This is a genomic window from Vibrio phycocola, from assembly GCF_053850235.1.
Genome location: NZ_JBSQDJ010000011.1, coordinates 37817 through 51374, shown reverse-complemented (window position 1 = coordinate 51374; position 13558 = coordinate 37817). Strand labels below are relative to the sequence as shown.

Sequence of the window (13558 nt, the reverse complement as noted above, 5' to 3'; positions counted from 1 at the left end):
ATGAGATTATTATTCTACAACTCTAGACTAAAGTTATGAGATCCGCCAACTGATCAATTTCTAAATCAGGTAAGGTTTTGAATTTTATAGAATGGCGTATGGTTAGGGATTTATCATTAAACCAACAGGAAGAAAAACCATTATCCCAAGCCCCATATACATCGGTTATCGGATGATCACCAATATGCAAAATAGAGCTGGCTGGTATGTTTAGTTTCGCTTGTGCGGCTTGAAACATATCTGAGTTAGGCTTTGCACGTCCATCGGGACCTGCTTTTAAGACCATTTGAAAATAGTCCGATAATCCAATTCGGCTTGGATCCACATTGCCATTCGTAATCGCAATTAATGGAATATGTTGAGATAAAATAGAGAGCACTCGGTAAGTTTCATGTGGAACATCGATACAATTACGCAAGCGCAAGACCTCGATAATAGTGTGGTCGGCAGCATGTTTAGCTTTAGGATCATCGTAACCCAAAAGCACTAAGCCTAGTCGAATCTGCTCACGCCGCCATTCTGTTACATCGTGTTTCAAGTTGGGATTCTGAGCGATAACTCTCTGCTTTATCTCAAACCACCATTGACGAGAACACTCCTGTGTTATTGGATAATTTTGCCTCATCCACTGCAAGACCTTCTCCTCTAAGTTCGCGATGACTGGATGATTATCATACAAGGTATCATCGAGATCGAAGGTCATAGCTTTGATAGTCGGCAACGAACGATAACAGCGCATTACTTTTCCTTACGACGTTTTTTCGCTCGTGGATGCGATTGGTCGTACACTTGAGCTAAGTGTTGAAAATCAAGATGCGTATATATCTGTGTGGTCGATATATTTTCATGCCCCAACAACTCTTGCACAGCTCTTAGGTTATTACTTGATTCGAGAATATGAGTAGCGAAAGAATGACGCAGTTTATGTGGGCTGACATGACTTGCGATCGCTTGCTTCTGCCCCCATTGCTCCATCCGTTTTTGAACATTTCGATGTGAGATTCGAGTACCACGTTGTGAAACAAAAAGGGCGACTTCATCGGTATTCGCCAACTCACCGCGCACATGTAACCATTTACTCACCCAATCTTTCGCCTGACCCGAAAATGGCACTTTACGCTCTTTCGAGCCTTTACCGATAACACGTAACTCTCCTGAGCGTAAGTCGATATCTTTAACATTAATATCCACTAACTCTGCCAGGCGCAATCCAGCACCGTATAGCATCTCCATTATAGCTCGATCCCTAATAGATAAAGGGTCTGAGTCATTCATTTCGAGCAACTGATTCAATTCATCGACTTCGATATTTTTCGGTAGAGGTCGCTGTTTTTTCGGTGCTGATACGCCTTTAGCAGGATTTGCGCTCAATATTCCACGCAAGATAAGGAAATCAAAGAAACTTCGTAGTGAAGACAAGCGAGTCGCTAAACTACTTGCTTTCATACCCTCTCTCATGCCTTTACTTACGAGTTGGCGAACCCAAGCTGCATCAACTTTTTGCCATGAATCTACGCCCATCGAGTCTAAATGTATGGCCATCGTAGTTAATTGCTGACAGTAGTTTTTTTGAGTATGAACACTTAACCCTTTCTCATGGCAAAGATAATCGAGAAAGGATTGAAGTGGTTGAGTTAATGAGTCAGGTAAGTCAAAGAGAGTGGATTCCTCCATAACTACTCATCCCAGGGTAAGGTTTCTATCAAGTAAGAAAAAATACTGACAAGGTGACGCAGAAACAAGATATCCATGCAAGGCTGAAAATGACCACCATCCTCACTTGAATAGGCTAAAAACCCTTCGACTAAACCGCTTTTAATCGGCAATACAACATAGGAACCCATTTCAGGCATCAGAGAATTTTCTCCAAATAGGCCATGACGGTCAGCTTGACGCATTCTGCCTAAATACGCTTGTTTTCCGTTTAAGTGGTTAGTCTTAAAACGTTGCCAATACTCTTTATCAAGTAAGTACTTACTTTCTTTAGATTCCATGAAGCGTATATGAGCTTTCAAGTTTAAACTTAATGCTTTCTCTTCAATGGCTTTAATAACTTGATAAAGCGAGCGACATTTGAACATCTGTTGCTGCAGTTCCACAAATTCATGGAAAGTACGATCGTTATTCGCACCAAGAGACATTAGTGCAGTGATCTCTTCTTCAAGTTCTTCTATTTTTTGGCGCTGACGAGTTAACTGGATTTGTACCAAAGATACGGTTCCAGCTTGGTGGTGAGGTAATTGAATTCTCTCTACCAATTCAGGATGAGTTAAAAAGAAATTCGGATTATCCCTCAGATAATCGGCAACCAATTCAGCGGTTAATTCATTTACTTCGGTACTTTGCACGAGATCCCTTTTTAACAAGATATTTGTCCATCAAAAACATGCGTTGCTGGCCCTGTCATATACAGTGGTTTACCCGGTCCTTTCCATTGTATTTTCAATGAACCGCCATGTAGGTCAACATTTACACTTTCATCGAGTAAACCTTGAATAATACCCACTGCAACAGCCGCACATGCACCACTGCCACAAGCTTGAGTTTCGCCAGCTCCACGTTCGTAAACACGAAGTTTAACGTGCTTGCGACTCTTCACTTGCATAAAGCCGGCATTGACTCGCTCAGGAAAGCGCTCATGAGATTCAAGTAATGGGCCTAATGTTTCCACATCGGCAGTTTCTGTATTATCCACCACCGTCACAACATGCGGATTTCCCATGCTAACTGCGCCACAAAATAACGTACTATCCCCCACTCGCAAAATATACGTTTTCTCGGTTTGCTTCGCTTTGAAAGGAATTTTGTTTGGCTCAAGTTCAGGTACGCCCATATTGACGGTAATTTGATCATCATTTTCAATTTTCAGCACCATTTTGCCTTTCTTGGTACTGACGCCAATACTGTATTTATTGGTCAAGCCTTTCATTCGAACAAAACGAGCAAAACAGCGTGCGCCATTGCCACACTGCTCGACTTCGCTGCCATCTGAATTAAATATACGATAATGGAAATCACTATCGGGATCATAAGGCGCTTCAACCACAAGAAGCTGATCAAAACCCACTCCGGTATGACGATTCGCCAAGCGACGAATTAACTCGGGAGAAAAAAATATATTTTGGGTAATGCAATCAACAACCATAAAGTCATTACCCAACCCGTGCATTTTAGAAAAATGGAAATGCATAAACGTCATTTACTCCGGTAATACGTTTTCAAGAGCCCATAGGCTAGAGAGTTCTTCGCGCTTGCGTACAAGATGAACGGTATCACCATCAACCATAATCTCTGCTGCACGAGCTCGAGTATTATAGTTTGACGACATAGCAAACCCATATGCGCCAGCAGATCGAACCGCGAGTAAATCACCTTCTTCCAATACGAGAGAACGATCTTTACCGATGAAGTCTCCAGTTTCACAAATTGGACCGACTAAATCGTATACCATAGCCTCACCTTCACGAGGTACTACCGGTATAATATTCTGCCATGCTTGATAAAGTGCGGGACGCATCAGATCATTCATTGCGGCATCAATAATGGCAAAGTTCTTATGCTCAGTAGGTTTAAGAAACTCAACTTTTGTCAGTAAGATCCCAGCATTAGCTGCAATGGCTCGCCCTGGCTCAAACACCAATTCTAAATGCTTATGGTTATCTAAACGAGAGAGTAGTGCTTTGGCATATTCTGCAGGCTCTGGAGGCTGTTCATTATCGTAAACCACGCCTAAGCCACCACCAACATCAAGGTGTTTAATTTGAATGCCCTGCTCGCCTAAATCATCAATCAATTTTAGAAGGCGGTCTGTTGCATCAATAAACGGTTCAATATTGGTCAATTGAGAGCCGATATGACAATCAATACCGTGAACCTCTAAGTGCTCTAAAGAATTGGCAAATTGATATACCTCTGGAGCACGATCAAACGCAATGCCAAATTTATTATCTCGCAACCCAGTTGAAATATAAGGGTGCGTCTGTGCATCAACATCAGGGTTAATTCGTAGAGATATTGGTGCTTTCACGCCCATCTCTTGCGCAACTTTATTTAGACGCAACAATTCCGGCTCAGATTCTACATTGAAGCATTTAATCTTCAGACTTAGTGCTCGTTGCATTTCTTGCTCGGTTTTACCGACACCAGAAAATACGATTTTTGACGGATTACCACCCGCCGCAATAACACGTTCAAGTTCACCTGCAGATACAATATCAAACCCTGAACCTAAACGAGCTAGGGCGCTTAACACGCCTAAATTGGAGTTCGCTTTAACGGCATAACACACTAAATGAGGATGCTCACCAACGGCATTATCAAACGCTTTCCAGTGACGTTCTATTGTCGCTCGAGAATACACGTAAAGTGGTGTACCAAATTGACTCGCCAATTGCGTTAGGTTGACATCTTCAGCCCAAAGTTGGCCATCATCTTGATAATTGAAGTAATCCAAAACCTTTTCCTTAAAAATCTTTAATATTTATTGTTGTTCTTCATGTTGCGGTGCGGACTCTTGAGGTATAGTCAATGGACCGCTTTGACCACACCCAGTTAGCCCTAATAGGCTCAATAAAAAACATGCTGCGATGGCTTTTTTCATTTTCCAATTCGTGATTATTGATTCAATGCCCCCTATAATCGCACCACAAGCCAGAAAAGCAATAGGACAATGAAATGAACGATACTGAATTTCATCAACTCGTAGATGTTGAATTAGAAAAAATTGAAGAATTAATCGATGATTCAGGTGCTGATATCGATTATGAAAGCCTTGGGAATGTAATGAATCTCGAGTTTGAAGATCGAAGCCAAATCGTTATTAATCGCCAAGAGCCTATGCACGAAATTTGGCTAGCTTCTCGATCGGGTGGCTTTCACTTTAAGCGCATTGATGAGCAGTGGATTTGCTCTAAAACCGGCGCTGAATTAATTGAATTTGTTAAAGGTGAATGTGAAAAACATGCAGGTGAATCAATAGACTGGTGTTAACTCTAGGAAATAAACATGAAAAAGGAGCGTAGCATCGCTCCTTTTTTCTATGGTATGTTCTGCACTTAGAAATTAAGAGCCATTTACCACCGAACTAAGGCGCGATGTAGGAAGCATATTGCTGCGGTAAGGTAGAATGTAGCTTGGTTCACTTTCAGGATGAATGATTTGGTAATACTGAGGTAAATTAAAGTTAATAAATTTTGAAGATACTTTATTATCATCTTTTAAAGACGTATAAAATCCATTCACACTATGGATCATTTCATCTTTCGTCCCACTATATTGGTGGTATACCTCTACTCGGTTACTCTCATCCAAAACATAAATATTAAAGCCAGTATCGGTATCTTCAAAGAAGAACTGAACCAACCCTTCACTCGCAAACCCATCAATGACGTCAGGTAACGGATATTCTTGATCACTATCTAGCATCAGCAATGGAGAGCCTTTAAGCTTACTCGTAGAAATACTGCTGTAAAAGTCGATCGAATTTTCTAATTTCTTAACAGACACACCACGGCGCTCAAAAAAGAGACCATGCATCTGGTCACCAATTCTCACAGCTTTAAATCGACGTCGCTTTTCTGGTTCCATTGGTCGCAAGCGCAAATCAATACACTCAGCCAATAACTGATATACCGCATTTCGCATCACACCACGTAGATTTTTACTGTAGCAAAACACATCGACTGAATCGGGTGGTAACGCATCTTGGTGCATCTTACTCAACACTGTTTTCAATGCCTCAAGCATTGCAGTTTCACCTTTAAAGTGAAGTGAGCGTACTTCTTGCCAGGAGTTACGATAAACGAGATCAATGCTTGTCACTAAGCACTTTTTTTCTTCGCCATAACTTAGGATATCAATATTTTTCAAATCAACTTTTAGTGATCGACCTGACAGCTCAATCGTAGGGTCGGTTTCAAAATTGATAAACATCGCGAGCTGATTAATCTCACATGGACTGGCCAATGCTTGCATCGTTGGGCGGTGTTTATGTAATGAAAAGGTATTACGTAAATCCCCTACCATTTGGTAAAACTTATCGATATCTAATTGTGCATCCCGAACAACAGAATGCAAACGGGTCGATTCTGTGATCAGCCCATTAAAAAAGGCCCAAGCAACGAGCTTACTCAAATATTCGTTATGTTCTAAATAGCGCTGACCAAACATCCGTTCGGCTGAAATGGGCTGCTTATAAAGATACCACCCATGAGGGTTAGTTCGCCCAGGACGTACTTCGATAAAGGTTAGATCAGGTTCATGTAAATCGGGGGAAATTTGAGGATTGAGCAATGTGACTTTACTCGGGAGAACTTCAAATGCGGCATATAACTTTCTGGCTAATACTGAAATATCTTCTGGACTGATCGATGACGTAATCTGGTTCCGGCGCGCAAAGTGAATCAGATTACGATAACTCAGCATTAATGCATCAAGTAAACCACTATGCATAACCTTCACTTGGCCAACCTTCCAATTACGGCGGTTATCCAATTCTTCGACAATGTCGCTTTTCCATTGCCATTGACCAACTAAACTCTCAAGCACTCTACGACGCCATGCGACAGAGCCCAATCCAGGTTGACGAGACAACTTTTCATGTGTTTTAAGATAAAAGCAACGACGTACTAATTCGAGACGAGAATGATCGCCAATAGATTCGAGATAATTCGTCACTTTTTCTAACATTAGAGAATACGCATCCATCCCCGTAAGGTCGGAGTCATGCATAAAGAAACGACGCTTTGTTTCAATGCTTAGAAGCTGAGTATTCGGATACTCCCAAGTATAAGCTTCAAGTAAGATTGCCTTTAGCACTGATTTATAAGGCGCATCGATACTCTTATATAGCTGCCATAAATTGGCACCAAAATACTCTTCTGCAGGAATATGGTTTAAACGACCAAAATCAATCCAATCATCACAATTAATGAATGACTCTTGGCACAAGCGAGAAACATATTCGTCATAACAATCCTCCATCTCTGGAGGAACGATTTGCCATAATAATCGCTTACCAGCAAGTAAAACTGCTGAACGATAGAACTCGTCTAATAAGAGTAGGTGCAATGATGAACCACAGTTATCACCAGACAGTTCATCTGAACAATTTGAACGAAAGCGCTTCTCATCCATCACAAAAAAGTTAGCTTCAACGCCGAGACTTTTTGCCCAATCTGTAACCTTTTGGCATTTATAACCTAATTGTTCACGTTCTTTTTCACTCATTAAGGATGAAACACAGACCCAAACATCGATATCACTCGACGTGCTTTGACCAATCGAAGAGGTACTTCCCATGGTATAAAGTGCGAGTATCTGAGGTTCTGTGATTTTCGGGAGCTTCTTCCCTAACGTGATCTCAGTATTATGAATAAACTTAAGTTGTGACCCATTTGGTTCGAAACCCCATACACCTGAAGGCGTACTGTCGTTGTGGTAACCAGGAATCAATGGGTGATTAAATTGAAAAAGGACGGGGATAAGATGAAAGACATGTTGGCTTTGTAAATCCATTAGAGCTAGCGCACGTTGAGTGCGTTGCTCATTGAGATTATCCAGTCTCTGAATTAATAGATTCGTGTAAGCCAGCAAGCGATATTTCCCAGAATTAACTTAACTCAACATCAATGATCTAGAGCATGGCCAACTCGGCCTAAAAACGTGATCAATGTAACACTTTTAGCTCGGTTGGTAAAGTTCATACCTAACCAACATTCCTACATATTAGGATTTAATTAACAATAAATAATGACGCCAGTATAGTGTCATAAATCCCTTAGCTTAATAATCATAAGCCTAGTATATAAATACGATCTATTTCACATAATTTTAAATAGACCCGTTACATTTATCTCATTAAGCGAGAGGTTGCACGTCAAACTTCTGCTTTGTTGTTCAAGAATGTTAGGATGACACATATCATTTATTCAGCTGTAGGCCCTTATGACAATTAATAAACCAATTCGCATTGCTACTCGTAAAAGTCCACTCGCATTATGGCAAGCTCATTTTGTAAAAGATGCGCTTGAAGAAGCTCACCCAGGGCTTGAAGTCGAACTGGTTACATTTGTCACGAAAGGTGACATTATTCTCGATACTCCACTCGCGAAAGTAGGTGGTAAAGGGTTATTCGTAAAAGAACTCGAAACTGCAATGCTTGAAGATAAAGCAGACCTAGCCGTTCATTCAATGAAAGACGTACCAGTAGAATTTCCAGAAGGGTTAGGTTTAACGACAATCTGTGAGCGCGAAGACCCTCGAGATGCTTTTGTTTCGAATAAGTACACATCGTTAGAGCAACTTCCTCAAGGAGCGATAGTAGGAACGTGTAGTCTACGTCGTCAATGTCAAATAAAAGCCGATCGCCCAGATATCATTATAAAAGATTTGCGAGGCAATGTTGGGACTCGCTTAGGTAAACTCGACGCAGGCAACTACGATGCCATTATCCTTGCAGCAGCGGGCCTTAAACGCCTTGAACTAGAGCACCGTATTGCAAGCTTTATCGAACCAGAGCAATCACTTCCAGCAGTTGGCCAAGGTGCCGTCGGAATAGAATGTCGTTTGGATGATGATCGCTTACATAAACTTTTAGCACCTTTACACCATCAAGATACTGCCGATAGAGTCTTTTGTGAAAGAGCAATGAACAATACCCTTCAAGGTGGTTGCCAGGTTCCGATTGGGAGTTATTCAGTGCTTCAAGGCGATCAAATATGGTTACGAGCACTCGTTGGTGAACCCGACGGTACAAAAATTGTGAGTAACGATATTAAAGGGCCACGCCAAGAAGCCGAAGCATTAGGTATTGAACTGGCGAATAAACTGCTTGATCAAGGAGCAAAAGAAATACTCGATCGCCTTTATAGTGATGAAGAAAAACACTAATTCAATGAATGTCTTAGTTATTCGTCCCGAAGAACAAGGTAAAGCACTATGTCAAAGCTTAAGCAAACATGGGATAAATTGTATTTTGCATCCCATGCTCGACTTAGTGGCGACAGAAATCAATCAGCCTTTGTTCCATCTTGAGCCAAATAACGATAAAGTCGATATTGTAATTGCTGTTAGTCAATATGCGGTTCAGTTTTGTGACCAATTGTTGAGAAAGAACAATCAAAGTTGGCCAATCGATACGCGATATTTCGCCATTGGTCAAAAAACAGCTCAACTGTTGAGCAAATTAAGTCAACAACAAGTAAACTATCCTCAAGTGAGTGATAGTGAACATTTACTTGAAGAAATCAGTCTTGCAGCAGTATCAGGGTTAAATATTGCAATCCTTCGCGGGAATGGAGGCAGAGAGTTACTCGCAGAAACACTACGTGATCGCGGTGCCAATGTCATTTATCGCGAAGTATATCAAAGAGTACCTCGTGCTTTTTATGCAAAATCCAATGTTACATTGTGGCAAGATAGACAAATAGACAGTATTATCGTTACCAGTTATGAACAACTTGAGTTATTAGTATCTCAACTTCCAGTTTGTTATCACCACTGGTTGTTCTCTCTCTCAATTTATGTGCCTAGCGGACGTATCGCTCGTTTAGCTCAAAGCACGGGATTTAGGAATACGATTGCTGTCGGAAGCGCCAGTAATTCAGATTTAGTGGCTGCACTCCAGCCAAGAAATGACAGGAAGACCCAATGACCAGTAAAAATAATAAACCTGAAGTTGAAACGGAAGATAACCAGAAAAAGGTCGACGTGAGCTCCAAGCCAACTGAGTCTAAATCAGCCCAGCCGTCATCCAAAAAAACCGCAGAACCAGTAAAGCCTGCTAACGATAAAGCGCAAGATTTTGCCGCTCTTGAAAAGCAAGCTAAACGTGGTGCTAAGTACGGCACTGTTGCTATCATTATTGCTATCATACTTAGTGGTGGTGCGGCAGGTTACGCCTATAAAATGACCCAAGATTATCAGGCAACAATGGGATCGGTGAATAATACCGTTAAATCTCTAGAAGCCAAACTCAGCCAATCCAACTCTCAATTAAGCTCATCGCAAGATAAAGCTGAAGAGGCTGAAAAGAAAGCGCTAGCCGCTGAAAAGAAAGCCGCTGATGTCGAACGCCGCTCAGAAGTCGAGCTTGCACAACATCAAAAGAGCTTAGAAAGTTTACAGCGCGCTTTTGCTGAATTAAAAGGTCGTCGTACTAACGATTGGCTCCTTGCCGAAGCCGACTATTTAGTTAAGCTGACCGGACGTAAACTATTCTTAGAGCGTGATGTCGTAACCGCAACACACTTAATGGAAAGTGCCGATCAACGCATCGCTGCACTGAATGACCCAAGTCTAGTCCCTTTGCGTAAAGCTATGGCAAACGACATTACCACATTAAAAGCGGTTCCTCTTGTCGATACAGCGGGATTAGTACTTCGCTTGACCACTCTTCAAGATAAAGTCGACAGTCTTCCATTGGCAAATGCAATTTTACCAAATGCACCCGATGCAGAAAAAGCCGAAGTATCTAACGATATAAACAATTGGAAAGACAACCTACTCACTTCACTGAAAAGTTTCTCTGATAACTTCATCACATTCCGTTCTCGAGATGGCAATGTCACTCCTCTTCTCACTCCAGAGCAACATTTCTATTTACGTGAAAATGTGAAATCACAGCTATCTTCAGCGATTAAAGCGGTATACGACGAGCAACAAGAGCTTTACGTAACTGCGCTAAAAACAACGCTAACTTGGTCCAAAGACTATTTCAGCGTCGAAAGCAAAGATGTTGCTGACTTTGATCAAATGATTACTGAACTATCAGAGCAAACAATCCAAGTTGATTACCCAGTTAAGCTTGAAACTCAATCCCTCCTTTCAGACGTAATTAATGAGCGATTACGCCGTGAAGTCACAAGCTTAATCAAGGAGGACAACTGATGCTAAAACTGATGATACTTTTTGTTCTTCTTGGATTGGGGCTGTATGTCGGTACCCAATTCACAGGGCAACAAGGTTATGTCCTCATTTCTATCGCAAATAAAACGCTAGAGATGAGCGTCACCACAATGGTGGTCTTTATCGCTGCATTTTTTGCTGCATTTTTTGTTATCGAGATAATTCTCAAGAAAATTTTCAGTATCACGTCCAATACTTGGAATTGGTTTACCGTTCGTAAACTTAGACGCTCTCGTCGCTTTACTAATGAAGGGATAATCAAGTTAGTAGAAGGTGATTGGAAATTAGCTGAGAAAAAAGTTACTCGTTGGGCGAATCATCACGATATGCCTCTACTTTGCTACCTTGTTGCTTCTGAAGCTGCTGAAGAAATGGGTGATAGAGAAAAACGAGATCACTACCTGAAACTTGCATCTGAGCAAAGTAACTCTATGTTGGCAGTTGAGCTGACTAAGGCTAAGCAACAGATCCATGAAGGGGCATTTGACAATGCTGTAGCCATTTTAACCAAGCTCTCTCAGCCATACCCAAATAACCCACGCTTGCTTAATATGCTCAAGCAATGTTATCTACAATTAGGGCAATGGGCTCCTCTGATGGAGTTATTACCACGCTTGAAGCGCAACAAACTGCTCTCTCTTAGCCAATTTGAAAAGCTAATGGAACAAGCTCAAATCGGCTTTATGCAGCAAGCTGCTGAAACCAAAGAACGCGACGTAATACTTGATCGCTGGAGTCAATTACCGAAAGCTGCGAAAAACAACAGCAAAATTATTGTCGTGTTTATACAGGCATTAATTGGGGCAAATGCAGATACTGATGCCTTCACGTTCTTGAAAGAAAAACTCAAGAAGAACCCATCAGCCGATCTTTATAGTTTAGTGACTGAGCTAGATTTACCGGACATGCACCCTGCTGTTGTCTTACTCGAAACTGCAGTAAATAAAAATAGTAACAACGCAGAAGCCCATAGTGCTCTTGCAAGACTCTATATGAAAAAGGATATGCTTCCTGAAGCTCAGAAGCATTTTGAGGCTGCGTTAGCTATGCGTAGTAATGTTGCTGATTATAGTTATCTTGCAGAAGTATTGGAAAAACAAGATATGGCATTAGCTGCAAGTGATGTTAGCCGCAAAGCGTTGGCGTTAATAAGCCCATCAGAGTAGTCTACTTCCATTAGCCTTAACCAAAAAACCAGCGTAATCGCTGGTTTTTTATTATCTACTCAATTAGATATCGCTCTCTTAACTCCAACAGAAACCCTATATCACACGAGAAAACTGTTGATGCTTTGCCCTAGAACGTAAATAACTATCAAAACACATAGCAATATTTCGAATCAACAAACGGCCTCTTGCCGTTACTTCAATTGACGAGTTATCGACTCGAACAAGATCATCGGCAACAAAACTCGTTAATAACTCCATATCTTGATTAAAATACTGGTTAAAATCGAGATTATATTTCGCTTCAATTTTCTGCTTATCTAACGAAAAGTTGCACATTAATTCTTTAATAACGTCACGACGCACCAAGTCATCTTTATCTAGAGAAACCCCTTTCCAAAGAGCATGACGTTGCTCATTCACTTTAGCGTAATACGTTTTGAGATCTTTCTGGTTTTGCGCATATACATTTCCAACCATAGAAATGGCTGAAACACCAAACCCGATCAAATCACACTCTCCCTGAGTTGTATAACCTTGAAAGTTTCGATGCAACACGCCTTTTCGCTGAGCAACTGCTAATTCATCATTTGGCAACGCAAAATGATCCATACCAATAAACTGATATTTCGCCGACGTTAACATCTTGATGGTTGCCTGTAGGATCTCCATCTTCTCTTCTGCCTTTGGTAAATCAGCATCTTTAATCTTTCGCTGTGCAGAAAACAATTGTGGCATGTGGGCATAGTTAAATACCGAGAGACGCTCAGGTTGCATCTCGATGACTTTCTCTAAGGTATATTTAAATGAAGACAAGGTTTGTTTAGGCAAACCATAGATTAAATCTAAGTTGGTTGAGCGGTAACCGAGCTGTTTTGCGCGTTCCACCAAAGCAACAATAAAATCTTCGTCTTGCTCACGATTGACCAGTTGTTGTACTTCTTTATCAAAATCCTGAACACCAATACTTACACGATTAAATCCTTCACCTTTTAGGTGGTCAAGAATATCGAGCTCAATTTCTCGTGGGTCTATCTCTATACTAATTTCTGCTTCCGACTCAAATGTAAACTCGTCACGAAGCAAGGTCATTAAACGACTAAGTTGAGATTTAGAAAGGAAAGTTGGCGTCCCTCCTCCAAAATGCAACTGACTCACACGTCTTCCTTGCATTAAAGAAGCTCGTTGTTGGATCTCTACCTCTAGAATATCGAGATATTCATCGGCTTTATGCAAATGCCGAGTGATAACTTTATTACAGCCACAGTAGTAACAAAGCTTATGGCAGAATGGAATATGAATATACAACGATAAAGGACGGTCCGGATACTTGGCACATGCCATATCAAATTCAGCAATAGTGAAGGCTTCATGAAATTCTATCGCAGTTGGATAAGAAGTATAACGGGGGCCCGAATAGTTATACTTATCCAACATCTGCTGATCCCAAACAATTTGCTGACGATTGGCCTCAGATCCATTCATTA

General features: G+C 41.1%; 13 protein-coding genes. 5 read left to right on the top strand and 8 right to left on the bottom strand.

Annotated features, from left to right (window positions below; genetic code table 11):
* Positions 1 to 22: 22 nt before the first annotated feature.
* Genes yigB through lptM form a run of 6 tightly spaced genes read right to left on the bottom strand, consistent with a single transcriptional unit; the run spans position 23 to position 4600 of the window.
* Positions 23 to 739, bottom strand: coding sequence for a 5-amino-6-(5-phospho-D-ribitylamino)uracil phosphatase YigB (gene yigB, locus ACWU4D_RS14830; RefSeq protein ID WP_456052222.1), 717 nt, complete (start codon positions 737 to 739; stop codon positions 23 to 25).
* Positions 739 to 1674 (bottom strand): tyrosine recombinase XerC, encoded by a 936-nt coding sequence (xerC, locus tag ACWU4D_RS14825; protein WP_456052221.1) that lies wholly within the window; start codon positions 1672 to 1674, stop codon positions 739 to 741. Before xerC ends, yigB begins: the two co-directional genes overlap by 1 nt.
* A gap of 2 nt (positions 1675 to 1676) precedes the next feature.
* A complete protein-coding gene (locus ACWU4D_RS14820; RefSeq protein ID WP_456052220.1) occupies positions 1677 to 2348 on the bottom strand; it encodes a DUF484 family protein in 672 nt (223 codons plus the stop codon).
* 11 nt (positions 2349 to 2359) lie between these two features.
* The gene (gene dapF / locus ACWU4D_RS14815) at positions 2360 to 3190 is read right to left on the bottom strand and encodes a diaminopimelate epimerase (protein WP_456052354.1); all 831 of its coding nucleotides are present in this window, start codon (positions 3188 to 3190) and stop codon (positions 2360 to 2362) included.
* A 9-nt stretch (positions 3191 to 3199) separates the two neighbouring features.
* Positions 3200 to 4453 (bottom strand): diaminopimelate decarboxylase, encoded by a 1254-nt coding sequence (gene lysA, locus ACWU4D_RS14810; protein WP_456052219.1) that lies wholly within the window; start codon positions 4451 to 4453, stop codon positions 3200 to 3202.
* 27 nt (positions 4454 to 4480) lie between these two features.
* Entirely contained in the window at positions 4481 to 4600 is a 120-nt protein-coding gene (gene lptM, locus ACWU4D_RS14805) for an LPS translocon maturation chaperone LptM (RefSeq protein ID WP_456052218.1), read from the bottom strand.
* A 74-nt stretch (positions 4601 to 4674) separates the two neighbouring features.
* Here lptM and cyaY point away from each other — a divergent pair, with 74 nt between their 5' ends.
* The gene (gene cyaY / locus ACWU4D_RS14800) at positions 4675 to 4989 is read left to right on the top strand and encodes an iron donor protein CyaY (RefSeq protein WP_456052217.1); all 315 of its coding nucleotides are present in this window, start codon (positions 4675 to 4677) and stop codon (positions 4987 to 4989) included.
* A gap of 72 nt (positions 4990 to 5061) precedes the next feature.
* On the opposite strand, the gene ACWU4D_RS14795 is transcribed toward cyaY, so the two are convergent.
* Positions 5062 to 7593, bottom strand: a complete 2532-nt coding sequence (locus tag ACWU4D_RS14795; protein WP_456052216.1) for a class I adenylate cyclase — start codon at positions 7591 to 7593, stop codon at positions 5062 to 5064.
* Positions 7594 to 7944: 351 nt separating this feature from the next.
* Between ACWU4D_RS14795 and hemC the strand changes: the two genes are divergently transcribed.
* From hemC to ACWU4D_RS14775, 4 genes are read left to right on the top strand one after another with little or no spacing between them, the layout of a single operon-like run.
* Entirely contained in the window at positions 7945 to 8889 is a 945-nt protein-coding gene (hemC, locus tag ACWU4D_RS14790; protein ID WP_456052215.1) for a hydroxymethylbilane synthase, read from the top strand.
* Positions 8890 to 8893: 4 nt separating this feature from the next.
* Positions 8894 to 9652 (top strand): uroporphyrinogen-III synthase, encoded by a 759-nt coding sequence (locus tag ACWU4D_RS14785; RefSeq protein WP_456052214.1) that lies wholly within the window; start codon positions 8894 to 8896, stop codon positions 9650 to 9652.
* Entirely contained in the window at positions 9649 to 10887 is a 1239-nt protein-coding gene (locus tag ACWU4D_RS14780; RefSeq protein ID WP_456052213.1) for a uroporphyrinogen-III C-methyltransferase, read from the top strand. The genes ACWU4D_RS14785 and ACWU4D_RS14780 overlap by 4 nt, the downstream gene beginning before the upstream one ends.
* The gene (locus tag ACWU4D_RS14775) at positions 10887 to 12071 is read left to right on the top strand and encodes a heme biosynthesis HemY N-terminal domain-containing protein (RefSeq protein ID WP_456052212.1); all 1185 of its coding nucleotides are present in this window, start codon (positions 10887 to 10889) and stop codon (positions 12069 to 12071) included. The genes ACWU4D_RS14780 and ACWU4D_RS14775 overlap by 1 nt, the downstream gene beginning before the upstream one ends.
* A 96-nt stretch (positions 12072 to 12167) precedes the next feature.
* Here the strand turns inward: ACWU4D_RS14775 and hemN are convergent, their stop codons facing one another.
* Positions 12168 to 13556, bottom strand: a complete 1389-nt coding sequence (gene hemN / locus ACWU4D_RS14770) for an oxygen-independent coproporphyrinogen III oxidase (RefSeq protein WP_456052211.1) — start codon at positions 13554 to 13556, stop codon at positions 12168 to 12170.
* Positions 13557 to 13558: the final 2 nt, after the last annotated feature.